The sequence below is a fragment of the Luteimonas yanweni genome (assembly GCF_039548475.1).
Classification (GTDB): domain Bacteria; phylum Pseudomonadota; class Gammaproteobacteria; order Xanthomonadales; family Xanthomonadaceae; genus Luteimonas.
The window spans coordinates 31,795-54,216 of record NZ_JBCLVC010000011.1 but is presented as its reverse complement, the minus strand read 5'-3'; the positions used below and the strand labels follow the sequence as shown (position 1 = coordinate 54,216).

Sequence of the window (22,422 nt, the reverse complement as noted above, 5' to 3'; positions counted from 1 at the left end):
AGAGTCTGTTTCACCGGCGTCAAATGGTCCGCCCCGGCCAAAGCGGCTTGCACGCGGCTGAACGCGACCCCAGATGATCCTGCAGCAGGGAACTTTTGCCCGGCGTGAAGGTCATAACCGGCCCCAAGGGCCGGTCCCGAGGAGAGCACCGGCCGATGACTGAAATCGACAATACGCGGCTCGACCAGGACCTTGTCCGCCGCGTCCAGCAGGGCGACATGGCGGCGTTCGACCTGCTGGTGCGCAAATACCAGCATCGCGTGGCCGCCGTGGTGGGGCGCTATGTGCGCGACTGGAGCGAGTGCCAGGACATCGCGCAGGAGACCTTCATCCGCGCCTATCGCGCGATCGGCACCTTTCGCGGCGACTCGCAGTTCTACACGTGGTTGCACCGGATCGCGGTCAACACCGCCAAGAACCACCTGGTCGCGCACAGCCGCCGTCCGCCGACCGATGACATCGAGGTTGGCGACGCCGAACACTTCGACTCCGCCACCGGCCTGCGCGACAACGACACGCCGGAGCGAGAGCTGATGCGCCAGCAGATGGAACAAACGGTGCTTCGCGCGGTCCAAGCACTGCCCGAGGAGTTGCGCACGGCCATTACCCTGCGCGAAGTCGAAGGCCTGAGCTACGAGGAAATCGCCTCGCGCATGGACTGCCCCATCGGCACCGTCCGCTCGCGGATCTTCCGCGCCCGCGAGGCGATCGACATCGAGCTCGAACCCCTGATGGACACCGGATCCGCGCCCGAACGCGCGGCGCAATGAGCACGCTGATGACCAACGACTACGACGACATCGACTTCGAACCGGCGCCGCCGGACAAGCTTTACGCCCACAACCGCCGGCAGCTCTCGGCGATGCTGGATGGCGAGCTGTCACCGGACCAGGCGCGCTTCATGCTGCGCAGGCTGCAGCACGACGCCGAGCTGGCGACATGCTGGGAGCGCTGGCAGGTCTGCGGCGAGGTCCTGCGCGGTCGCGGGCACGCCCTGTTGCCGGCGGATTTCTCCAGCCGGGTGGCGCGTGCCATCGCTGCGCCCGAGGCGACGGCGACCGCGTCCGCGGCGGGTCACGCGCGGACGCGGCGGGCCCGGACGCCGCGCTTGCTGCGCTGGGGTGGCGGTGCGCTGGCTGCTTCGGTCGCCCTGGTGGCCTTGTTCATGGCCCGCCAGCTGCCCGACGCCCAGGCGCCAGAGCTGGCCACGGCCTCCAGTACTTCGATGTCCGCGCCGGCCATGGTCGAGCGCGATGGAGTGGCGAGTTCGCTCGCCCACGCGACGGATGCCGGACGCACCGGCGACGACGCGGCGCCTGCCGCCACCGGGACCGATCCAGCGCCCGGCCTGCTGGCTGCAGCCGCGCCCCTGGCGATCGCGGTGGCCGAGGTTCCGCGCCGCGCCGCCGATCGCGGCAGCACGCGCAGCCAGGCGCAGCGCGCCGCGGCGCGCCGCTCGCAGGGGGTCGCCGACGCCCCGGTGCGGGCGGTGGCAAGGGCGCGACTGCCCGTGGCACCGCCGGTTCCGACGCACGGGGTCGGCCAGGGCTCGCGCCCGGCTGCGGTCGATCCGGTCGATGTCGGGCTGCCGGCGCTGGCGGCACTGCCTTCAGCCGCTGTCGGCGGTGAAGCCCTGTTTGGCGCGCCCGAGGCCGCCACCCGACCCTGGCCTCGCGCCACGCTGTCCGGCCTGCCGGGCACCCGACCGTTCGCGGCCAGCTACGGGCTGCAGCAGGCGGACGCCTTCGCGCCGTTCCAACCGCGCCTGGACGCGGCGCCCGCGGCGGCCAAGCCCCTTCCCGTTCATCCAGTCGAGGCCGATCCCCGATGAAAAAATCCGTCTTCGCCGTGGCACTGGTCGCCCTGACCGCTGCCGGCACCGCCGCGGTCGTGATCCCGGCCGCCACCGCGCAGTCCCAGGAGCAGGCGCCGGCCGCCGCGGTGTCGGCCCCGCCGTCCGCACCGCTGGTCACCGGCCTGCCGGACTTCACCCGCCTGGTCGATCGCGTCGCGCCGGCGGTGGTCAACATCGAAGTCACCATCGGCGCCCGCGGCAACCGTCAGGCGCAGGCGATGCCCGACGAGATGCCCGAGTTCTTCCGCCGCTTCTTCGGCCCCGGCATGCCCTTCCCGGGCGTGCCGCAGGATCCCGGTGGCGGCCGGGGCGGCATGTCCATGGGCAGCGGCTTCCTGATTTCCGGCGACGGCTACGTGATCACCAACCACCACGTGGTGGATGGTGCAAGCGAGGTCCGGGTGACGCTTCCCGACCGCCGCGGCTTCAGCGCCGAAGTGATCGGCAGCGACGAGCAGTCCGACGTCGCCGTGCTGAAGATCGACGCCAAGGGGCTGCCCTTCCTGCGCGCGGGCGACGCGAACAGCGTCAAACCGGGGCAGTGGGCGGTCGCGATCGGCTCGCCGTTCGGTTTCGACCAGTCGGTCACCGCCGGCATCGTCAGCGCCGTGGGCCGCGCCAACCGCTATTCCAACCAGCGCTACGTGCCCTTCATCCAGACAGACGTCGCGATCAATCGCGGCAACTCGGGCGGCCCGCTGCTCAACACCAGCGGCGAGGTGATCGGCATCAACTCGCAGATCTTCTCCAACTCCGGCGGCTACATGGGCGTGAGCTTCGCGATTCCCATCGACGTGGTGATGAACGTGGCCGAGCAGCTCAAGGACACCGGGCAGGTGCGCCGCGGCCAGATCGGCGTGCAGGTGCAGGAGATCCGGCCCGACGACGCGAAGGGTCTCGACCTGCCGGACATCCGCGGGGCGCTGGTGGTCGACGTGATCCAGGGCGGCGCGGCGGACAAGGCCGGCATCGAGCGCGGCGACGTGATCCGCGAGGTGGATGGCACGCCCATCAGGCAGTCCAGCGACCTGCCACCGATGATCGGTGCCAAGGCCCCGGGCAGCCGTGTCCGCGTCAAGGTCTGGCGCGAAGGGCGCAACAGGGACCTCACCGTGACCCTGGGCGAGCTTGACGAAGGCATCGTGGCCGCGGGACCCGGCCCGGCGACGCGCGCGCCGGCGGCGCAGCAGAGCAATCCGCTGGGTCTCGTGGGCAGCGAACTGGGCGCCGAGCAGCGCCGCAGGCTGGATCTGAAGCCCGACGAGGGCGTGGCCGTGGCCCGGGTCGAGGGGCTGGCCGCGCGCAGCGCCGGCATCCAGCCGGGCGACGTGATCCTGCAGGTGGGCCGCGTGAACGTGGCCACCCCGGCCGCGCTCGACCGCGAGCTTGGCAAGGTCAAGGCCGGGGAAACGGTCATGCTGCTGGTCCGCAACCGCAGTGGCGGCACGCAGTTCATCGCAGTGACGCCCCGCAAGAGCGCCGAGTAGGGGGCCCCACAACCCTGCGTGACCGGCCCTGTTTGAGCGGTCGTATGAGTGCGGCCATGCGGGAGCGGCCATGGCCGCGATGCGTTGCCGCCATGTTCGCGGACCCATCGCCGCCATGGCGGCTCCCACTGGATGGCGAGGCGGCGCCCACTGGCTGGCGCGCCGGATCCCGCAAGGGTGATGTGGCGCTTTGCACAGACGGCGCAGCGGCCCGCGGCGGCTGTGCGACAATATCCCGTTCGATCGCCCAGCCCCGGCCACGGGGCCACCAGACTGCCGCCCATGCCCCCCGAATCAATGCGGAACATCCGCAACTTCTCCATCATCGCGCACGTTGACCACGGCAAGTCGACGCTGGCCGACCGCATCATCCAGCTGTGTGGCGGACTGACCGCGCGCGAAATGGAGGCGCAGGTCCTCGACAACAACCCGATCGAACGCGAGCGCGGCATCACCATCAAGGCGCAGTCGGTATCGGTGCCGTACACGGCGCGCAACGGCGAGACCTACCACCTCAACTTCATCGACACCCCCGGCCACGTCGACTTCAGCTACGAGGTCAGTCGCTCGCTGGCAGCCTGCGAGGGCGCGCTGCTGGTGGTGGATGCGGCCCAGGGCGTCGAGGCGCAGTCGGTCGCAAACTGCTACACCGCGGTCGAGCAGGGCCTGGAAGTCATCCCGGTGCTCAACAAGATCGACCTGCCCACCGCCGACATCGAGCGCGCCAAGGCCGAGATCGAGGCCGTGATCGGCATCGACGCCACCGACGCGGTGGCGGTCAGCGCGAAGACCGGCCTCAACGTCGAGGAGGTGCTGGAAGCGATCGTGCACCGCATCCCGCCACCCGTGCCGCGCGACACCGACAAGCTGCAGGCGCTGATCATCGACTCCTGGTTCGACAACTACCTGGGCGTGGTGTCGCTGGTGCGGGTGATGCAGGGCGAGATCAAGGCCGGCGCCAAGATGCTGGTCATGTCCACCGGGCGCACCCACCAGGTCGACAAGGTCGGCGTGTTCACCCCCAAGCGCAAGGAAACCGCGGCGCTTCGCGCGGGCGAGGTGGGCTGGATCAACGCGTCCATCAAGGACGTGCACGGCGCGCCGGTCGGCGACACGCTCACGCTCGCCAACGATCCCGCGCCGCACCCGCTGCCCGGCTTCCAGGAGATGCAGCCGCGGGTGTTCTCCGGCCTGTTCCCGGTGGACGCCGACGATTACCCGGACCTCCGCGAGGCACTTGAAAAGCTGCGCCTCAACGACGCCGCGCTGCGCTTCGAGCCCGAGAGCTCCGAGGCCATGGGCTTCGGCTTCCGCTGCGGCTTCCTCGGCATGCTGCACATGGAGATCGTGCAGGAGCGCCTGGAGCGCGAGTACGACCTCAACCTGATCAGCACCGCGCCGACCGTGGTCTACGAAGTGCTGATGACCGACGGCGAGGTCATGTCGCTGGACAACCCGGCCAAGCTGCCGCCGTCCAACAAGATCGAGGAAGTGCGCGAGCCGATCATCCGCGCCAACATCCTCACGCCGCCGGACTACGTCGGCAACGTGATCACCCTGTGCGAAGAGAAGCGCGGCAGCCAGATCGGCATCAACTACCTCGGCAGCCAGGTGCAGATCAGCTACGAGCTGCCGATGGCGGAAGTGGTGCTGGACTTCTTCGACCGCCTGAAGTCGGTCAGCCGCGGCTACGCCTCGCTCGACTATCACTTCGTGCGCTTCGACGCCGGCCCCTTCGTGCGCGTGGACACGCTGATCAACGGCGACAAGGTCGACGCGCTGTCGATCATCGTCCACCGCAGCCACGCCGACCGCCGCGGCCGCGACCTGACCGACCGCATGAAGGACCTGATCCCGCGGCAGCAGTTCGACGTCGCGATCCAGGCCGCCATCGGCTCGCAGATCATCGCCCGCAGCTCGGTCAAGGCGCTGCGCAAGAACGTGCTGGCCAAGTGCTACGGTGGCGATATCAGCCGCAAGAAGAAGCTCCTGGAAAAGCAGAAGGAAGGCAAGAAGCGCATGAAGCAGGTCGGGCGCGTCGAGATCCCGCAGGAAGCCTTCCTCGCGGTGCTCCAGGTGGACAACAAGTGATGGCGGCCAACGGGCGTGCCACGGGCGAGGTGCGCGCATGATGAAGTGGTTCGAACTCGGCCTGGTCATCCTGACCTTCGCCTCCGGCATCATCTGGCTGCTGGACCGGCTGTTCTTCGCCAAGGCGCGCAAGGCGCGTGCAGGCTTGCTGGACGAGGACAGGGAGCCGGTCGTCGTCGACTACGCGCGCGCCTTCTTCCCGATCCTGCTGGTGGTGCTGGTGCTGCGCAGCTTCATCGCCGAGCCCTTCCGCATTCCTTCCAGTTCGATGATGCCGACGCTGCTGATCGGCGACTTCATCCTGGTCAACAAGTTCGCCTACGGCCTGCGCCTGCCGGTCAACAACAGGAAGGTGGTCGAGATCGGCCTGCCCGAGCGCGGCGACGTGGTCGTGTTCCGGCCGCCCGCGCACCCGGACCAGGACTGGATCAAGCGCGTGGTCGGCCTGCCCGGCGACCGGATCGCCTATGCCGACAACGTGCTGTACGTGAATGGCGAGCCGGCGGCCTACCAGCCGGTCGGCGAATACGTGGGCAAGGGCCGCGGCGAGGAGATGACCGGCGCGACCCTGCTGGCCGAAGACCTGGGCACCGGTCCGCACGAAGTGCTGGAGATCGAAAGCCCGCTGTTCGCCAGCCACGGCGTGGGCGAGTGGACGGTGCCGGCGGGCGAGTATTTCGTGATGGGCGACAATCGTGATAGAAGCGACGACAGCCGCTTCTGGGGCACGTTGCCGGAGGCCCAGTTGCGCGGCAAGGCGTTCCTGGTGTGGATGAACTTCGACAGCGCCGCCGGCGGCGTGGACTTCAAGCGCATCGGCACGCGCCTGTGACCACGGCCGCACCGGCCGGCGCGACAACCAACGCATCGCGGACCAAGGGGAGAGGGGCAATGAGGAATTCACAACGCGGCATCACCCTGCTCGGATTCATCATCGTGCTGGCGGTCGTGGGCCTGTTCGCCTACGTCGGCATGAAGCTGTTCCCGATGTATTCGGAGTACTACAGTGTGCGCTCGGCGATGAAGGGGCTGGCCAACGAGCCGGGCATCGCCACCACCGAGCCGCGCAAGATCCAGGACCTGTTCTTCCGCCGGCTGTACATCAGCTATTCCGAGAACGTGAAGCCCGAGCACGTCAAGCTCAAGCGCGTTGGCGCCGGCTGGCAGATGGACGTCAAGTACGAGGTCCGCAAGGAACTCATCGGCAACCTGGACGTCGTGGGCAAGTTCGAGTCCACGCAGATGCTGACCAGGGCCGGTGCGGTCGATTGATGCCCCTGCGCGCATCGCGGGACACGTGTTCCGCGATCCCGCGCTCCTGGCGCAGGCGCTGACCCATCGCAGCGCCGGCGCACCGCATAACGAACGCCTGGAGTTCCTCGGCGACGCCCTGGTCGGGCTGATCGTGGCCGAGGCCCTGTACCTGCGCTGGCCCAAGGCCGACGAAGGCGCGATGACCCGCGCCCGCGCCGAGATGGTGCGCGAATCATCGCTGGCGCGGATCGCGCGCACGCTTGAGCTTGGCGCCCGCATCACGCTTGGCCCGGGCGAGATGAAGTCCGGCGGGCACCGCCGCGACTCGATCCTCTCCGATGCGCTTGAAGCGGTGGTCGGCGCGATCTACCTCGACGCGGGCTTCGACGCCTGCTGCGCCGCGGTGCTGCCCTGGTTCGAGCCGGAGATCGATGCCCTCCCGGCCGCGGGCATCGGCAAGGATCCAAAGACCCGGCTGCAGGAGTGGCTGCAGGCGCGCCAGCGTCCGCTCCCGACCTACGAACTGCTGTCGGAAGGCGGCGAAGAGCACGCGCGGATCTTCATGGTCCGCTGCCAGCTCAGCGATCCCGCGACCGGGGCCGAAGGCAGCGGCAGCTCGCGCCGCGCCGCAGAACAGGAGGCCGCGTCCGCGGTGCTCGCCCAACTGGAACCAGTGAAACCATGAACACCCAAGCCCCCAGCCGCAGCGGCGCGATCGCCATCGTCGGCCGGCCCAACGTCGGCAAGTCGACCCTGGTCAACGCGCTGGTGGGCGTCAAGGTCAGCATCGTCTCCAACCGCCCGCAGACCACGCGCCACCGGCTGCTGGGCATCGCCACGTTCCCCGGCGGCCAGCTGCAGCTGGTCGATACCCCCGGCATCCACCGCGGCGAACGCAGGCAGTCGGCGACCGCGATGCACCGGATGATGAACCGCGCCGCGCGCGGTGCGGTCGAAGGCGTGGACGCGGCCGTGCTGGTGGTCGAGGCCGGGCGCTGGGACGAGGAGGACGGCCTTGCCTACGAAGCCCTGCGCGAGGCGAAGGTGCCGGTGGTGCTGGTGGTCAACCAGGTCGACCGCATCAAGGACAAGGCCAGCCTGCTGCCCTACCTGCAGCAGGCCACCGCGGACCGCGAATTCGCCGGCGTGCACCCGGTGTCCGCGCTCAAGCGCACCGGCCTGGACGCGCTGGTGGCCCAATTGCTGGCGCTGGTGCCGGAAGGCGAGCCCGCCTACGACGAAGACGCCATCACCGACAAGAGCCAACGCTTCCTGGCCGGCGAGCTGCTGCGCGAGCAGCTGATGCGCCAGCTGGGTGCCGAACTTCCGTACTCGACCACGGTCGAGATCGAGTCTTTCACCGAAGAGACCTCGAAGTCCGGGCCGCTGGTGCGCATCGGCGCCGTCATCTGGGTGGAGCGCGACGGCCAGAAGGCGATCGTGATCGGCAAGGGTGGCATGCGCCTGCGCGAGATCGGCACCAAGGCGCGTCTGTCGATGGAGCGCCTGTTCGACTGCAAGGTCTTCCTGGAGACCTTCGTCCGCGTCCGCGCCGGCTGGTCCGACGACGAAGCCGCCCTGCGCACACTCGGCTACGGCGACTAGCCACTCCCCGGAGGCCCGGAACCTACAATGGCGGGATGCGAATCCTTGGCGAGCCCGCCTACGTCCTCCACGCACGGGCCTGGCGCGAAACCAGCCTGTTGATCGAGGTGCTGTGCGCGGAGCACGGGCGCATCGGCCTGGTCGCGCGCGGCGTGCGCGGGCCGAAGCGGCAGGCGCTGCGCGCGGCGCTGCAGCCGCTGCAGCACATCCGGTTTGATGCCGTTCTCCGCGGCGAACTCGCCCAGTTGACCACGGCCGAAGCGCTGGACGCCGCGCCGCGGCTGCAAGGCGACGCGATGCTGTCGGGCTTCTACGCCAACGAACTGATCCTGCGACTGGCCCCGCGCCAGGACCCCCAGCCGGAGCTCTACGCCACCTACGGCGAGCTGCGCGCGCGCCTGGGCGCCGGTGAACCGCTCGCGTGGACCCTGCGTCGCTTCGAGCGCGACCTGCTGGATGCGCTCGGCGTCGGCCTGGACTACGCGCACGAAGGCGACGGTGACCCGCTGGATCCCGCGGCGCGCTACCGGTTGGACCCGGAGCAGGGGCCGCTGCGCGTGCACGGCGACCGCGGCGGCGATCGCGCACGGAGCGCCACCGGGCGCGCGTTGCTGGCGCTGGCCGCGGATGACGCGCCGCCGGCGGAGGATCTCGGCGGCCTGCGTCGCGTGCTGCGCGAAGTGCTGCAGTCGCACCTCGGCGGCAGGCCGCTGGCCTCGTGGCAGCTGCTGGGCGACCTGGGCCGGATGACCGCGGCGCCGGCGGGTCAGGGCGGCGGTGAGAGTTCCTGAGCCGCGGCGTCGAAGTGGGCCAGTGCGCCGGCCGAGCCCGGCGCGCGCTGCAGGGCGGCCACGGCCTGCTCCAGCCGCGCCGCGCCCACGAACCCGCAGCTCGCGCGCAGGCGGTGCAGGGCGTCCTGCAGCGCCTCGTGCCGGCCCGACTGCCCCGTGTCCATGACCAGGCGATGGGCGGCCGGCAGCTCCGCGAGGAACAGCTGGCGCAGGGCGTGGACGTGCGCGCGCTCGCCGTTGAGCGCGCGCAGCGCCGCGACGTCGTCCCAGGCCGATGGCGCGGCGCCCTGCGCGTCCGGGGCGTTGGCCATGTCCGGCAGCTCCTCGGCGATGCGCGTCGCCAGCCCTCCGGCCAGCGTGCCCGCGATCGCCGCCCGCAGCGCGGCCGCGGCCAGGGGCTTGACCAGCACGGCGTCGAAACCCGCTTCGTGCAGGTACCGGTGCACGTCGTCCTCGCGCGCGGCGGTGTGTGCGATCGCGGGCGTGGACAGGCCCAGTGCCCGCAGGTCGGCCAGCAGGCCCGCACCGTCGCCGTCGGGCAGGTGGGCATCGACCAGCCACAGGACGTACGCGATGTTGGCGGCCTGGGCGCGGGCGGCGGCGCGCGTTCCCACGGTATCCACGCTTGCGGGCAATGCTTCCGCGGCGGCGGCCAGGAAGGCGGCGGTGGTCGGGTCGTCCTCGACCAGCAGGATGCGGGGCTTCATCGACGCATACGCTCCTGTCGTTAACCTGACAGCCATGTCAGCGTGGATCTTACCCCTGCTTGGAGTGTCCGCGCTGCTCTGCGCCGGCGCCGCCGATGCGCAGGTGCTGACCGCGCGCGTGGCCACGGTGTCCACGCCGGTCGCCACGCTGCATGAAGTGGACGTGCGCCTGGACTGGCCGGCGGGTGCCGAGGCCGGCGACCTGCGGATCAGTGCGGGGCGAGCCGAGGCCACGGACCTCGGCTACCGCTTCCGCGCGCTGTCCTGGCGCTGCCCGCTGCGCCGCGACGGCGAGGGCGGCTGGAGCTGCGAGGGCGAGATCCGCCAGGAGCGGGGCGCGCCGCTGCGCCTGGCGCTGGCCCTGCCGCGCGGCGACATCAGGGCCGCGCTCTCAGGCGCCGAGGGTGCGCGCCTGGCCCTGCAGCGCAGTGCGGCTGAGCCCGACCTGTTCGCCATCGATCTGGCGCGGGTACCGGTGGCCTGGGCCCAGGCGCTGGCGGCGCAGGCCTGGAGCGAGGTCCAGCTCGGCGAGGGCCGAATCGACGGCCAGCTGCAGGTACGCGTACCCGACGCCGGGCCGCTGCGGGTGGAGGGACGCCTGGCGCTTGCCGAGGCGGCTTTCGACAGCAGCGACGGCCGCGTCGCCGGCGCCGGCCTCGCGGCAGGCCTGGACCTGGACTGGCTGGCGCTGGAGGACGGCCCGCTGCTCGCCCTCGACGGTGAACTGCACGGCGGCGAGCTGCTGCTGGGCAGCGGCTATTTCGTGTTCCCGGACGCGCCGCTGGCGATGCGCGCGCGCGCACGCGGCGCGCCCGGCGGCTGGGCCGTGACCGGATTCTCCGCCAGCGATCCCGGCGTGCTGGAGGCCCGCGGCAGCGCGTTCCTGGGCGATGCGGGCGTGCGCGATCTGTCCCTGTCGCTGCGCAGTCCCGACGTCTCGACGCTACCCGAACGCTATCTTTCGGGCTGGCTTGGCATGGCCGGCCTGGGCGGGCTGTCCATGGCGGGAGCGCTGGACCTCGACCTGGCGCTGCGCGACGGCGCCCTGGCCGAACTGGACCTGCGGCCGCGGGCGCTCGACGTGTCCGCGCCCGACGGCCGCTTCCGCTTCGAAGGCCTCGACGGCCGGGTGCACCTGGTGTCCGCGGGTAGCGTACAGAGCGACCTGCGCTGGCGCAGCGGTGCGCTGGGTGCGATCGGCCTCGGCGCTGCGCACCTGCCGTGGCAGAGCAGCGACGGCGAACTGCGGCTGCGCGTGGCGACCGCAATACCCGTGCTCGACGGGCGGTTGGCCGTGTCGGCCCTGAGGCTGCGCCCGCCCGGCGGGGCCGGCCCGCTGCTGGTCGAAGGCGCACTCTCGGTCGAGGCGCTGGACATGGCGCGGCTGATGCCGGCGCTCGGCCTGCCGGCCTTCCCGGGCACGCTGTCCGGCAGCATCCCGGGCGTGCGCTACGTCGGCGAACGCCTGGATTTCGACGGTGGCCTGGCCATGCATGCCTTCGACGGCGAAGTGCGCGTGTCGTCGCTGGCAATGGAGCGGCCCTTCGGCGTCGCGCCCACGCTGCTTGCCGACATCCGCCTGGATGGCCTGGACCTGCGGGCGCTGACCGGCGTGTTCGAGGTCGGCGGCATCAGCGGGCGGCTGCACGGCCATGTCGAGGGCCTGCGCCTGGTCGACTGGGAACCGGTGGCCTTCGATGCCGAGCTGCATACCGAACCGCGCCGCGGCGTGCGCCAGCGGATCAGCCAGCGCGCGGTGCAGGACATCTCCAGCGTCGGCGACGCCTCGTTCACCGCCGGCCTGCAGGGCCAGCTGCTAGCGCTGTTCGACGACTTCGGCTACCGCCGCATCGGGCTGTCCTGCCGGCTGGTGAACGGTGTCTGCACGATGGCCGGACTGCAGCCGCGCGGCAGCGGGTTTGTTATCGTCGAAGGGTCCGGGCTGCCGCGGCTGGACATCGTTGGTTTCAACCGGCGCGTCGACTGGGACACCCTGGTCGAGCGCCTGGCCGCCGCAGGTTCCGGCGAGGTCTCGCCGGTGTTCGATTGACCCGTCCCAGGAGGACTGCATGCGTTCGTACACTCTGCCAATCGCCGCTGCGCTGGTGCTCACCGCCTGCGTCACCATCAACGTGTATTTTCCCGCGGCCGAGGCGCGCGAAGCCGCGCGCGAGTTCGTGGAGAAGGTGATCGGGGAGGATGGCGCGGTAGCGGATCCCGCGGCGCCGGACCCCGCTGCGCCGGATCCCGTGGACGGCACGCCCGGTGGCATGGCGCTGCTGCCGGCGCCTGCGTCGCGCCAGCTGGCCTTCGATCCGTGGATCCTGCTGGGCATCGCCCCCGCGCACGCCCAGTCGCCCGACATCAGCATCCGCACGCCCGCGATCCAGGCGATCCAGCAGCGGATGGAGTCGCGCTTCACCTCGACCCTGCGCCCGCACTTCGACAGCGGCGCGCTGGGCTTCGGCAGCGACGGCCTGCTGGTGGTGCGTGACGCGTCCAGGCTGCCGCTCAAGGACCGCGTGGCGGTGAACGCCGCGGTGGCCGACGACAACCGCGACCGCAACGCCGTCTATCGCGAGATCGCCGTCGCCAACGGCCATCCCGAATGGGAGTCGCAGATCCGCGACGTGTTCGCGAAGCAGTGGGTGGCCAGCGCGCGTGCCGGCTGGTGGTACCAGCAGGGCGGCGCCTGGCGGCAGAAGTAACGCGGCAGCAAGAGGCAAAATGGCGCTTCGATAGATTGTTCCGGGTATTTTTCATTGGCACGCATCAACAAGACTCCATTCGAAGCCGAAATCCTCGAGCTCGGCGCTGACGGCCGCGGCATTGCCCGCCGGCCGGAAGGCCATCCACACGCCGGCAAGCCCGTGCATATCGCAGGCGCGCTGGCCGGCGAACGGGTACTGGCCGTGCAGACGCGCCGCGCACGCCGCTTCGACGAAGCCGAAGTCGTCGAGGTGCTGCTGGCCGCGCCCGAACGCGTGGAACCGGCCTGCCCGCACTTCGGCACCTGCGGCGCCTGCAGCCTGCAGCACATGGCCGGGGACCGGCAGATCGCCACCAAGGCGCGGATGCTGGCCGCGGACTTCGAGCACATCGGGCAGGTGCGGCCGGAAATGACGCTGCCCCCGCTCACCGCGAGCCCTTGGGGCTATCGCCGGAAAGGGCGGTTCTCGGTGCGGCGCGTGGAGAAGAAGGACAGGACCCTGGTCGGCTTCCGCGAGCGCGATGCGCGCTTCGTCGCGGAACTGAGCGAATGCCGCACCCTGGTTCCGCAGCTTGGCAGCCGTCTCGGGGCGCTCGCAGCCCTGGTCGACGGCATGGACGCGCGCAGCGCGATCCCGCAGATCGAGTTCGCAGCCGGCGATGACGCCACCGCGCTGGTGTTCCGCCACCTTGAGCCGCTCGGCGAACGCGACCGCGCGGCGCTGGTGGCGTTCGCGCAGGCGCACGATTTCGCCGTGTACCTGCAGCCGGGCGGGCTCGACACCGTTGCGCCGCTGTGGCCCGAGAACCCCAGGCTGTCGTTCTGCCTCGCTGCCTGGGACGTCGAACTCGAATTCCAGCCGCTGGACTTCATCCAGGTCAACGCCGCGCTCAACGAATCGATGATCGCGCACGCGCTCGACCTGCTCGACGTGCAGCCCGGGGAGCGCGTGCTCGACCTGTTCTGCGGACTGGGAAACTTCAGCCTGCCGCTGGGGCGGGTCGCGGACGAAGTGGTGGGCGTGGAAGGCGATGCCGGGCTGGTCGAGCGCGCGCGCGGCAATGCAGTGCGCAACGGCATGGCGCACGTGCATTTCCACATGGCCGACCTGACCACCGACCTGCGTGAGCAGCCGTGGATGAAGGCCGGCTTCGACCGGCTGCTGCTCGATCCGGCCCGCGCCGGCGCGCTGGAGGTGCTGCAGCAGCTGCCGCTGGACGGCCTGAAGCGCATCGTCTACGTCAGCTGCCATCCCGGCTCGCTGGCGCGCGACGCCGGCTACCTGGTCAACGAGCGCGGCTGGCAGCTGCGCGCCGCCGGCGTCATGGACATGTTCCCGCACACCGCACACGTCGAATCGATCGCCGTCTTCGACCCGCCAGCTCCCGCCCAACCCCTGCAGGAGCAGCTATAGCTGCGACCAGCCTCACCCCCACCTGTGGGAACGGCCATAGCCGCGATAAAGCCTCACCTTCACCTGTGGGAGCGGCTATAGCCGCGATAAGCGTCACCTTCACCTGTGGGAGCGGCTATAGCCGCGATAAGCGTCACCTTCACCTGTGGGAGCGGCTATAGCCGCGATAAGCTGTCTGGCCGGGATCGCAGCTATAGCTGCTCCTACAGAGGCAGGTCGCGGCCATGGCTGCTCCTACAGAGGGTTGTGAAGGTTCATGGGCATCGAGATCGAACGGAAATTCATGGTGACCGGTGAGGGTTGGCGCGATGCGGCCCACGCGGTGATACCCATGGCCCAGGGTTACCTCAACGACCAGTCGTCGATGGACGAAGGGCGGCAGCGCGCTTCGGTGCGCGTGCGGCTCGAGGGCGATGGAGCATTCCTCAACATCAAGTCGCGCGAGCTCGGCCACACCCGGCAGGAGTTCGAATACCCGCTGCCCGTGAGCGAAGCCCGCGAGCTGCTCGCGCTGTGCGTCGGTGGCCTGGTGGAAAAGCGCCGCCACCTGGTGCGCCACGGCGACCACCTGTGGGAAGTCGACGAGTTCCTCGGTGACAACGCCGGCCTGGTCGTGGCCGAGATCGAACTCGAATCCGCCGGCGAGGCCTTCGAACAGCCGCCGTGGCTGGGCGTCGAGGCCACCGATTGCTCCCGCTATTACAATCTGGCACTGGCCGCGCGGCCGTACTCGCTGTGGAGCGATGTGGAACGCGCGGGGCCGGCCGCCTGAGGAGAACCACCATGCTTGTCATCGGCATCGCCGGTACCGGATTGACCGCGCAGGAGCGCGACTGGCTGCAGCACGATGCCTGCGCCGGCGTGATCCTGTTCACCCGCAACTTCGCCTCTCGCGCGCAGGTGGCCGAACTGTCCGCCGCAATCCGCGAGACCGCGCCGCGGCCGCAGCTCATCTGCGTCGACCAGGAAGGCGGCCGCGTGCAGCGCTTCCGCGAGGGTTACAGCGCGCTGCCGCCGCTTGAGACCTTCGGCCGCGACTACGCACGCCACCCCGACGCCGCGCTGCAGCGCGCCCGCGAACACGCCTGGCTGATGGCGAGCGAAGTCCGCGCCTCCGGCGTCGACCTCAGCTTCGCGCCGGTGGTGGACCTTGGCCGCGGCAACCTGGCCATCGGCGACCGTGCCTTTTCCGACGATCCGCAGGTGGTTGCCGCCTTCACCCGCGCCTACGTCGAAGGCATGCACGAGGCCGGCATGGCCGCCACGCTCAAGCACTTCCCCGGCCACGGCTCGGTGCGCGAGGACACCCACTTCGACGACGCCGTCGACGACCGCGCGCTGGACGTGATCCGTGCCCAGGACCTTGTGCCCTTCGTCGCCGGCATCGACGCTGGTGCCGATGCGGTGATGCTCGCGCACGTGGTCTACCCGCAGGTTGCGCCCGAGCCCGCCGGCTACTCGCCGCTGTGGATCAACGACATCCTGCGCAAGGACATGGGCTTCCGCGGCGTGGTCTTCTCCGACGACATCGGAATGGCCGCGGCGCACGGCGTCGGCGGCATCAAGTCGCGCGTGGATGCGCACCTGGACGCCGGCTGCGACGTGGTCCTGGTCTGCCACCCGGAACTGGTGGAGGAATCGCTGGCCGCCGTCGAAGGCCGCAGCCTCAACACCATGGCGCTTGCCGGGCTGGTCGGCCGCGGCGCACTGGGCTGGGACGGCCTGCTTGCCGACGCGCGCCATGGCAGCGCATCCGCGCGCCTGGGCGGCGGGGTGGCGGCATGAACGCCCCGAGACTGGCCGAGGTCATGGTAGATGCCGACCTGATCCACGACCGCGACGTGCTCGAGGACGCGATCGAGGACATGGCCGATGCCATCAGGACCGAGTACGCCGATGACGAGCGCCCACCGCTGTTCGTGACCATCATGAACGGCGGCATGCCGTTCGCGACCCAGCTGGCGTTCGCCCTGGGCGAGCGCGGCCTGGACCTCGAATTCGACTACCTGCACGCCACCCGCTACCGCGGCAATACCAGCGGCTCGCGCCTGGCCTGGCTGCACCGCCCGGCCACGCCGATGCGCGGCCGCCGCGTGATCCTGGTCGACGACATCCTCGACGAAGGCCATACCCTGAAGGCCGTCACCCGCTGGTGCGAGGACGAAGGCGCCGCCGACATCCGCGTCGCGGTGCTCGCCACCAAGGTCCACGACCGCTGCGTGGACGGCGTCTGCGCCGACTGGTCGGGCGTCGACGTGCCCGATCGCTACGTCTTCGGCTACGGCATGGACTACAACGAACAGGGCCGCAACCTGCCCGCCATCTACGCGCTGGCCGACTGAGCGCACCACGCAGGAAGCGGACATGTCGCCCAAAACCAATGCGCCAGCGCTCGCCGATGAGCCGATCGCCCTGGCCGTGATCGGCGGCACCGGGCTGTACCGGCTCGCCGGCCTCGAAGACGTGGAATCGCACCAGCCGCCCACCCGCTACGGCGCGCTGTCGGGACCGGTGCGGATCGGCCGCATCGCAGGCCACCAGGTCGCGTTCCTGGCCCGCCACGGCGAGGGCCATTCCGTGCCCCCGCACCTGGTCAACTACCGCGCCAACCTCTCCGCGCTGCATGCGCTGGGCGCACGTCGGGTGCTCGCGCTCAACACCGTGGGCGGCATCACCGACGCTTTCGGCCCGCGCGTGCTTGCCTGTCCCGACCAGCTGATCGACTACACCTGGGGCCGCATCTCGACCTTCTGCGAGGAGCCGGGCACCGAGGTGCTGCACGTGGACATGGGCGACCCCTATACGCCCGCGCTGCGTGGCGACGTCCTGGCGGCTGCCGCACGTGCCGGCGTCGCCCTGGTCGATGGCGGGTGCTACGGCGCCACCCAGGGGCCGCGCCTGGAGACCCGCGCCGAGATCGCACGCATGCGCCGGGACGGCTGCGACCTGGTCGGCATGACCGGGATGCCGGAAGCCGGACTCGCGCGCGAACTCGGCCTGGACTATGCCTGCCTGGCCATCGTCGCCAACTGGGCGGCGGGCGCGGGCCCGCAGGTGGACGAGGTGATCACGCTTGATGACGTGCTCGCCAACGTTGCCGCGGCATCCTCCGGATTGCCCGCACTGGTCGCCGCGCTGCTCGCCGGCTGATTTGCACGGCGGCGCCGGGCTTTGCATACTCGGGGCGCGCATGTCCGGTCCCTTGCAGGTCGGCATGCGCAATCGCAACCAGACAAGGTAGGACGAGTCATGCAATTCGGCACAGTGAAGTGGTTCAACGACGCCAAGGGTTTCGGCTTCATCGCTCCAGAAGACGGCAGCTCCGACGTGTTCGTGCACTATTCGGCGATCTCTTCCGAAGGCTTCCGCAGCCTGCAGGAAGGGCAGCGCGTCAGCTATGAAGTCACGCAGGGCCCGAAGGGCGCGCAGGCGGCAGGGGTGGCGCCTGTCGCATAAGCGGTAGCGCAACAATATTTTCCTGTTCCAGGGCCCCGGAGTGTTTCCGGGGCCCTTTTTCGTAGCCCTTCCGCTTCACGACGTGTGATCCCGCACCTGGGCGAAGAACATTTTTCGTGCAGCGCCAATGCCGCGCATGATCGACAGGTGCGCCGACGCGCCGGGATTCACGTCTCCGCGCGACTGCCGCCGATAGGCTGGCCGCTCCACCGTTTCCGCAAGGCGATCCTGTCCCCGACAGTCCGATGGACCCCATCGCGCCGCCTACGCCAAGCCGGCAGGACGCACCTCGATCCCCAGCGCCGGCGCGATAGCCCGCATCGCTTCGTCATCGCGGCTCAGCGCGATCCAACCCGCCGTGGTTTCGGTCCCCGTCTCCCACACCCACAGTGTGTAACCGTAGGCACGCAAGGCGTCGTAGGCCACGTGCAGCAGGTCGGGGATGTTGGCGCTGGCCAGGAATTCAGGATCGGTCGCGTCGTCCACGTCCCAGTCCAGCTGGAGGTTCCAGCGCTCCACCAGCTCGTTGATGCTTTCCACGACGGCGGCGGCATCGTCGTCGTGCACCTGGAAGCCGGACTTCCAGTCGATGATGTCCTTCAGCACCCAGGCCGGCTCGAACTCGTCCTCCCCGGCGTCGGCGGTGGCCTCCCGGTAGGCGCCAAATTGCTGCAGGGCGGTTTCTTCGTCGTCCGGGTTGATGAGCAGCAGCAACTGCCAGACCAGCACCTCGGTGCCGGCGTCTTCGTCGACCTCCATGTCCGGTACGAAGCCGCTGGCGTAGTTGTCGTCGGGGTCGAATTCGCTGTCGGGGGCGTGCATGGCGGTGGTCCGGTGTGGGGAACACAGGATAAGCGCAGGCTTGCAGTGGCGCCCGTCGCGCGCCCGCGACCGACCGTCAGGCGCACCTGCCGTGGGACCATGTCCGCACCATGCCGCCCGGAGCGACCGTGCCGACCGATCACGTCCCCGCAATGCCCGCCGAGCGCGCGGATGCGGTGTTCACCTTCAGCCCGATCGCGTTCGTGCGCTCGCCCTACGCGCGGCGCATCGATGCGCCGCACCAGGCCACCGTGGTGGCGGGCACCGAAACCGGGAGCGCCGTCGACGCGCACATCGATTTCGTCCCGGCCGTGCCGGCCGCCGCCTTCCGGGACCTGGCCGGCTTCGCGCGGGTCTGGCTGGTGTTCGTGTTCGATCGCAGCCAGGGATGGAAGGCGGAGGTGCGGCCGCCGCGCGGAGGCGGCAAGCGCAGCGTGCTGGCCACCCGTGCGCCGCATCGGCCGAACGCGATCGGGCTGTCGGCGGTCGAGCTCGTGGCCGTGGAGGAAGCGCGGCTGCGGGTGCGCGGGCTCGACCTGCTGGACGGCACGCCGGTGCTGGACATCAAACCCTACGTTCCCTATGCCGATGCCTTCCCGGACGCGGCGGCGGGCTGGATCGACGGAATCGATGCGCGCACGGGCCGGCAGTCGGCACCGGGGCCACGGCGACCCAGGGTGCGTTGAAGGCTGCGCGGGCCACGCGCTATCGGGGCGTGGCATGCGCCTGGGACGCATGCGGGCCGGGCGCTGTCGTTTGCGGCGCCAAGCCCGCAAACTATGCGCATGACCACGACCCCTCCGGGCGCCACTGACGCCCGCACGCCGCTGCCCGCCGATTCCATCGAAGCGCGGCTGAAGCTTGCCACCGACACCCTTGAAACCGTCGCCGCGGACCACGCGCTGCTCGACGCGCTGGACGATGCCACCCGCGAGCGCCTGCATCGCGCGGTCGCCGCGCTTGGCGCACCAGTGGATGCGGTCGCCCGCCGCCAGCGCCGCAAGCAGGCCAAGCGCAGCCGCGTGGAAGCCAAGAACGCCCACGATGATGCGCTGCTCGACGCCACCGGCATTCGCACGTTGCGCCGCCAGCCGGTGTTCACCACCCCGAATTACTTCCCGCCCGTGGGCTTCGAGCCACGCGACTTGGACGCCGAGGTGCCGCCGCACCACGAGACCCTTGAGCCGCAGCACTGCTACGTGTGCAAGGAGAAGTATTCGCGCATCCATCATTTCTACGATCAGCTGTGCCCGACCTGCGCGGACTTCAACTTCGCCAAGCGCACCGAGCTCACGGACCTGACCGGCAGGGTGGCACTGCTGACCGGCGGCCGGGTCAAGATCGGCTACCAGGCCGGGCTGAAGCTGCTGCGCTGCGGCGCGCGGCTGATCGTGACCACGCGCTTCCCGCGCGATTCCGCCGCGCGCTACGCCGAAGAGCCCGACTTCGCCGAGTGGCACGACCGCCTGGAGATCTTCGGGCTCGACCTGCGCCACACGCCCAGCGTGGAGGCCTTCTGCAGCGAGCTGCTGGCGACCCACGACCGCCTCGATTTCATCATCAACAACGCCTGCCAGACCGTGCGCCGCCCACCGGGCTTCTACACCCACATGATGGCCGCCGAGACCGCGGCACTGCACGAGGCACCGGAGCATCTGCGCAGGCTGCTCGGCCGCTACGAAGGCCTGCGCGCGGACGCGCTGCTGCCCGACGCCGCCGCACTGGCCGGCGATGGCCCGGGTCACGCCGCTGCATTGCCTGGCGTCGGGGGATCAGCGGGCCGCAACCTGCGGCACGAGGCCGCCTCCGGCCTGGTCCGTGCCGCCGAGCTGTCGCAGGTGCCGCTGCTGGCCGAGGAGCTGCTGGGCCAGTCGCACCTGTTCCCCGAGGGCCGCCTGGACCAGGACCTTCAGCAGGTCGACCTGCGCGGGCGCAACTCCTGGCGCCTGCAGATGGACGAAGTGCCGTCGGTGGAGCTGCTGGAAGTGCAGCTGGTCAACGCGATCGCGCCCTTCCTGATCAACGCGCGCCTGAAGCCGTTGATGCTGCGCACGCCCGACGGCTCGCCGCCCTCGCGCGACCGCCACATCGTCAACGTGTCGGCAGTCGAGGGACAGTTCTACCGCAACTTCAAGACTACCCGGCATCCGCACACCAACATGGCCAAGGCCGCGCTCAACATGATGACGCGCACCGCCGCCGCCGATTACCACGGCGACGGCATCCACATGAACTCGGTCGATACCGGCTGGGTGACCGACGAAGACCCGGTGGAGATCGCCGCGCGCAAGACCATCGAGGAGCGCTTCCACCCGCCGCTCGATATCGTCGACGGCGCCGCGCGCATCGTCGACCCGATCATTGCCGGCCTCAACACGGGCGAGCACGTCTGGGGCCAGTTCCTGAAGGACTATCGCCCGACCGACTGGTAGCGGCAACGCCGCAGGTCTCAAGCGGGCTGTTGCCGGGTGCTAACGTTCGCGATGGATCCCACCGGAGCCGCGCGATGAAGCCCTTCCAGACGCACGAGGTCGCCAACCAGCCACCGCCATTCGGTGCGCACGATCTCTGGAGCGACGACATCGCGCTGCGCGAAGCCCTGCAGCGCGAAGGCGGTCAGGCGTTCAGCGTCGAGGTCGGAGCCTACGGCGCGCTCGCCGGTGGCGAGCTGCTGGCCCTCTCCCACGATGCCCACCGCGACCGCCCGCGCCTGCGCACGCACGACGCTACCGGGCACCGCATCGACCGCGTCGAGTTCCACCCTGCCTACCACCGCGTGGTGGAAGCCGCGATCGCCCACGGTGTCGCCGGCCTCTCCTGGGCGCGGCCGGAGCCTGGCGCCCACGTCGCGCGCGCGGCGCTGGCCTACCTGCACTACCAGGCCGAGCCCGGCAGCAGCTGCCCCCTGACAATGACCTACGCCGCCGTCCCGGTGCTGCGCCAGGCACCGGCGCTCCGCGAGTGGGCGGACAAGGTCGCCAGCTGCCGCTACGACGCGCGCGATATCGCAATCGGAGACAAGTCCGGCGTCACCCTCGGCATGGGCATGACCGAGAAGCAGGGTGGCAGCGACGTGCGCGCCAACGCGACCACTGCCACGCCGAGTGCCGCGGGCGGTGAGGCCTACACCCTGGTCGGCCACAAATGGTTCATGTCGGCGCCGATGTCCGACGGCTTCCTGGTATTGGCGCAGGCGCCAGGCGGCCTGACCTGCCTGTTGATGCCGCGCCGCCTGCCAGACGGCAGCCGCAACGCCTTCACCCTGATGCGCCTGAAGGACAAGCTGGGCGACTGGTCGAACGCATCCAGCGAAGTCGAATTCCAGGAGGCGCTGGCCTGGCGCGTCGGCGACGAGGGCCGCGGCGTGGCGACCATCCTTCAGATGGTCATGCTGACGCGGCTGGACTGCATGCTTGGTTCGGCCGGCTGCATGCGCATGGCGCTGGCGCAGGCCGTGCACCACGCGCGCCACCGCAGCGCCTTCGGCCGGCCTTTGTCGGAGCAGCCGCTGATGGGCAACGTGCTGGCCGATATCGCAATCGAGACCGAAGCGGCATTGGCACTATCGATCCGCGTGGCTCGCGCGGTCGATGCCGCCACACGCGATCACGCCGAAGCCGCGTTCGCGCGCATCGCCACGGCCATCGGCAAGTACTGGATCTGCCGCCGCGCGCCCGCAGTGGTGAACGAGGCGCAGGAGTGCCTGGGCGGCGCGGGTTATGTCGAGGAATCGCTGCTGCCGCGGCTGTACCGGCAGGCGCCGCTGAACTCCATCTGGGAGGGCAGCGGCAACATCCAGTGCCTGGACGTGCTGCGCGCGTTGAAACGCGAGCCGACGGCCGCGCACGCGCTGCGCGCCGAGATCGAAGCCGCGCGCGGGCTGCACCCCGCGCTCGACAGCTTGGCCACGAATCTTGCAGACCTGCTCCGGGCGGCGGATGAGGCGGGATCAAGGATGCTGGTCGAACGCCTGGCACTGGCGCTGCAGGCTTCGGTGTTGCTGCGCGCCGGAAGCCCCGTCGCCGATGCCTTCTGCCGCAGTCGCCTGGGCGGTGAACACGGCCTGGCGTTGGGAACGCTGCCGGCCGGCGTGGACTGTGGCGGGGTCATTGCGCGGGCGTTGCCTGGTTGAAAAGCATTTTTGCCACGAGGTGTGGGTGTTTCACTGCGGGGTCGCAGCTACAGCTGTTGCTGCAGAAGGCGTTTGCCCTGCCGGCCCTCGCGCCTGGC

The 22,422-nt window shown here is 70.2% G+C and carries 22 protein-coding genes; 20 read left to right on the top strand and 2 right to left on the bottom strand.

What is annotated here, in order from left to right; translation table 11 throughout:
* Positions 1 to 155 precede the first annotated feature (155 nt).
* The 9 genes from rpoE (at position 156) to recO (ending at position 9,083) form a co-directional block, all read left to right on the top strand.
* Entirely contained in the window at positions 156 to 770 is a 615-nt protein-coding gene (gene rpoE / locus WCE39_RS07520; protein WP_343276077.1) for an RNA polymerase sigma factor RpoE, read from the top strand.
* Complete coding sequence (locus WCE39_RS07515; RefSeq protein ID WP_343276076.1) at positions 767 to 1,831, top strand: sigma-E factor negative regulatory protein; 1,065 nt, start codon at positions 767 to 769, stop codon at positions 1,829 to 1,831. The genes rpoE and WCE39_RS07515 overlap by 4 nt, the downstream gene beginning before the upstream one ends.
* Positions 1,828 to 3,342: a Do family serine endopeptidase gene (locus WCE39_RS07510; RefSeq protein WP_343276075.1), complete on the top strand. Its 1,515-nt coding sequence runs from the start codon at positions 1,828 to 1,830 to the stop codon at positions 3,340 to 3,342. The genes WCE39_RS07515 and WCE39_RS07510 overlap by 4 nt, the downstream gene beginning before the upstream one ends.
* Positions 3,343 to 3,639: 297 nt before the next feature.
* Positions 3,640 to 5,433, top strand: a complete 1,794-nt coding sequence (lepA, locus tag WCE39_RS07505) for a translation elongation factor 4 (protein WP_343276191.1) — start codon at positions 3,640 to 3,642, stop codon at positions 5,431 to 5,433.
* A gap of 40 nt (positions 5,434 to 5,473) precedes the next feature.
* Positions 5,474 to 6,265, top strand: coding sequence for a signal peptidase I (lepB, locus tag WCE39_RS07500; RefSeq protein WP_343276190.1), 792 nt, complete (start codon positions 5,474 to 5,476; stop codon positions 6,263 to 6,265).
* A gap of 59 nt (positions 6,266 to 6,324) precedes the next feature.
* Positions 6,325 to 6,705, top strand: coding sequence for a DUF4845 domain-containing protein (locus WCE39_RS07495; protein WP_343276074.1), 381 nt, complete (start codon positions 6,325 to 6,327; stop codon positions 6,703 to 6,705).
* On the top strand, positions 6,692 to 7,372 hold the full coding sequence (gene rnc / locus WCE39_RS07490) for a ribonuclease III (protein ID WP_343276073.1): 681 nt from the start codon (positions 6,692 to 6,694) through the stop codon (positions 7,370 to 7,372). The genes WCE39_RS07495 and rnc overlap by 14 nt, the downstream gene beginning before the upstream one ends.
* Positions 7,369 to 8,292, top strand: a complete 924-nt coding sequence (gene era, locus WCE39_RS07485) for a GTPase Era (protein ID WP_343276072.1) — start codon at positions 7,369 to 7,371, stop codon at positions 8,290 to 8,292. The genes rnc and era overlap by 4 nt, the downstream gene beginning before the upstream one ends.
* A 35-nt stretch (positions 8,293 to 8,327) precedes the next feature.
* A complete protein-coding gene (gene recO / locus WCE39_RS07480; protein WP_343276071.1) occupies positions 8,328 to 9,083 on the top strand; it encodes a DNA repair protein RecO in 756 nt (251 codons plus the stop codon).
* Here recO and WCE39_RS07475 read toward each other — a convergent pair.
* Positions 9,059 to 9,790, bottom strand: a complete 732-nt coding sequence (locus WCE39_RS07475) for a response regulator (RefSeq protein WP_343276070.1) — start codon at positions 9,788 to 9,790, stop codon at positions 9,059 to 9,061. The genes recO and WCE39_RS07475 overlap by 25 nt on opposite strands.
* A 34-nt stretch (positions 9,791 to 9,824) precedes the next feature.
* Between WCE39_RS07475 and WCE39_RS07470 the strand changes: the two genes are divergently transcribed.
* The 8 genes from WCE39_RS07470 to WCE39_RS07435 all read left to right on the top strand — a co-directional run bounded on the left by WCE39_RS07470 (position 9,825) and on the right by WCE39_RS07435 (position 17,370).
* Entirely contained in the window at positions 9,825 to 11,840 is a 2,016-nt protein-coding gene (locus tag WCE39_RS07470; RefSeq protein WP_343276069.1) for a hypothetical protein, read from the top strand.
* Between the two features lie 19 nt (positions 11,841 to 11,859).
* Positions 11,860 to 12,498: a YdbL family protein gene (locus WCE39_RS07465; RefSeq protein WP_343276068.1), complete on the top strand. Its 639-nt coding sequence runs from the start codon at positions 11,860 to 11,862 to the stop codon at positions 12,496 to 12,498.
* Between the two features lie 54 nt (positions 12,499 to 12,552).
* Complete coding sequence (gene rlmD, locus WCE39_RS07460; protein ID WP_343276067.1) at positions 12,553 to 13,914, top strand: 23S rRNA (uracil(1939)-C(5))-methyltransferase RlmD; 1,362 nt, start codon at positions 12,553 to 12,555, stop codon at positions 13,912 to 13,914.
* Positions 13,915 to 14,170: 256 nt separating this feature from the next.
* Positions 14,171 to 14,686, top strand: coding sequence for a CYTH domain-containing protein (locus tag WCE39_RS07455; protein ID WP_343276066.1), 516 nt, complete (start codon positions 14,171 to 14,173; stop codon positions 14,684 to 14,686).
* Positions 14,687 to 14,697: 11 nt separating this feature from the next.
* Positions 14,698 to 15,699, top strand: a complete 1,002-nt coding sequence (nagZ, locus tag WCE39_RS07450) for a beta-N-acetylhexosaminidase (RefSeq protein ID WP_343276065.1) — start codon at positions 14,698 to 14,700, stop codon at positions 15,697 to 15,699.
* Positions 15,696 to 16,256: a hypoxanthine-guanine phosphoribosyltransferase gene (locus tag WCE39_RS07445; RefSeq protein WP_343276064.1), complete on the top strand. Its 561-nt coding sequence runs from the start codon at positions 15,696 to 15,698 to the stop codon at positions 16,254 to 16,256. Before nagZ ends, WCE39_RS07445 begins: the two co-directional genes overlap by 4 nt.
* A gap of 22 nt (positions 16,257 to 16,278) precedes the next feature.
* The gene (locus WCE39_RS07440) at positions 16,279 to 17,064 is read left to right on the top strand and encodes an S-methyl-5'-thioinosine phosphorylase (protein WP_343276063.1); all 786 of its coding nucleotides are present in this window, start codon (positions 16,279 to 16,281) and stop codon (positions 17,062 to 17,064) included.
* Between the two features lie 99 nt (positions 17,065 to 17,163).
* Positions 17,164 to 17,370: a cold-shock protein gene (locus WCE39_RS07435; RefSeq protein ID WP_343276062.1), complete on the top strand. Its 207-nt coding sequence runs from the start codon at positions 17,164 to 17,166 to the stop codon at positions 17,368 to 17,370.
* Positions 17,371 to 17,634: 264 nt separating this feature from the next.
* Here the strand turns inward: WCE39_RS07435 and WCE39_RS07430 are convergent, their stop codons facing one another.
* Positions 17,635 to 18,192 carry a DUF6630 family protein gene (locus WCE39_RS07430; RefSeq protein WP_343276061.1) on the bottom strand — a complete coding sequence of 186 codons (558 nt, stop codon included), beginning with the start codon at positions 18,190 to 18,192 and terminating at the stop codon, positions 17,635 to 17,637.
* Positions 18,193 to 18,320: 128 nt separating this feature from the next.
* Here WCE39_RS07430 and tsaA point away from each other — a divergent pair, with 128 nt between their 5' ends.
* The 3 genes from tsaA to WCE39_RS07415 all read left to right on the top strand — a co-directional run bounded on the left by tsaA (position 18,321) and on the right by WCE39_RS07415 (position 22,324).
* On the top strand, positions 18,321 to 18,878 hold the full coding sequence (gene tsaA / locus WCE39_RS07425) for a tRNA (N6-threonylcarbamoyladenosine(37)-N6)-methyltransferase TrmO (RefSeq protein WP_343276060.1): 558 nt from the start codon (positions 18,321 to 18,323) through the stop codon (positions 18,876 to 18,878).
* A gap of 99 nt (positions 18,879 to 18,977) precedes the next feature.
* Positions 18,978 to 20,624 (top strand): SDR family oxidoreductase, encoded by a 1,647-nt coding sequence (locus tag WCE39_RS07420; RefSeq protein ID WP_343276059.1) that lies wholly within the window; start codon positions 18,978 to 18,980, stop codon positions 20,622 to 20,624.
* Between the two features lie 74 nt (positions 20,625 to 20,698).
* A complete protein-coding gene (locus WCE39_RS07415; RefSeq protein ID WP_343276058.1) occupies positions 20,699 to 22,324 on the top strand; it encodes an acyl-CoA dehydrogenase family protein in 1,626 nt (541 codons plus the stop codon).
* Positions 22,325 to 22,422: the final 98 nt, after the last annotated feature.

Coding starts and splice junctions, on each gene's coding strand:
- rpoE (WP_343276077.1), top strand. CDS start 156: ATGACTGAAATCGACAATACGCGGCTCGACCAGGACCTTGTCCGCCGC.
- WCE39_RS07515 (WP_343276076.1), top strand. CDS start 767: ATGAGCACGCTGATGACCAACGACTACGACGACATCGACTTCGAACCG.
- WCE39_RS07510 (WP_343276075.1), top strand. CDS start 1,828: ATGAAAAAATCCGTCTTCGCCGTGGCACTGGTCGCCCTGACCGCTGCC.
- lepA (WP_343276191.1), top strand. CDS start 3,640: ATGCGGAACATCCGCAACTTCTCCATCATCGCGCACGTTGACCACGGC.
- lepB (WP_343276190.1), top strand. CDS start 5,474: ATGAAGTGGTTCGAACTCGGCCTGGTCATCCTGACCTTCGCCTCCGGC.
- WCE39_RS07495 (WP_343276074.1), top strand. CDS start 6,325: ATGAGGAATTCACAACGCGGCATCACCCTGCTCGGATTCATCATCGTG.
- era (WP_343276072.1), top strand. CDS start 7,369: ATGAACACCCAAGCCCCCAGCCGCAGCGGCGCGATCGCCATCGTCGGC.
- recO (WP_343276071.1), top strand. CDS start 8,328: ATGCGAATCCTTGGCGAGCCCGCCTACGTCCTCCACGCACGGGCCTGG.
- WCE39_RS07475 (WP_343276070.1), bottom strand. CDS start 9,790: ATGAAGCCCCGCATCCTGCTGGTCGAGGACGACCCGACCACCGCCGCC.
- WCE39_RS07470 (WP_343276069.1), top strand. CDS start 9,825: ATGTCAGCGTGGATCTTACCCCTGCTTGGAGTGTCCGCGCTGCTCTGC.
- WCE39_RS07465 (WP_343276068.1), top strand. CDS start 11,860: ATGCGTTCGTACACTCTGCCAATCGCCGCTGCGCTGGTGCTCACCGCC.
- WCE39_RS07455 (WP_343276066.1), top strand. CDS start 14,171: ATGGGCATCGAGATCGAACGGAAATTCATGGTGACCGGTGAGGGTTGG.
- nagZ (WP_343276065.1), top strand. CDS start 14,698: ATGCTTGTCATCGGCATCGCCGGTACCGGATTGACCGCGCAGGAGCGC.
- WCE39_RS07445 (WP_343276064.1), top strand. CDS start 15,696: ATGAACGCCCCGAGACTGGCCGAGGTCATGGTAGATGCCGACCTGATC.
- WCE39_RS07440 (WP_343276063.1), top strand. CDS start 16,279: ATGTCGCCCAAAACCAATGCGCCAGCGCTCGCCGATGAGCCGATCGCC.
- WCE39_RS07435 (WP_343276062.1), top strand. CDS start 17,164: ATGCAATTCGGCACAGTGAAGTGGTTCAACGACGCCAAGGGTTTCGGC.
- WCE39_RS07430 (WP_343276061.1), bottom strand. CDS start 18,192: ATGCACGCCCCCGACAGCGAATTCGACCCCGACGACAACTACGCCAGC.
- WCE39_RS07420 (WP_343276059.1), top strand. CDS start 18,978: ATGACCACGACCCCTCCGGGCGCCACTGACGCCCGCACGCCGCTGCCC.
- WCE39_RS07415 (WP_343276058.1), top strand. CDS start 20,699: ATGAAGCCCTTCCAGACGCACGAGGTCGCCAACCAGCCACCGCCATTC.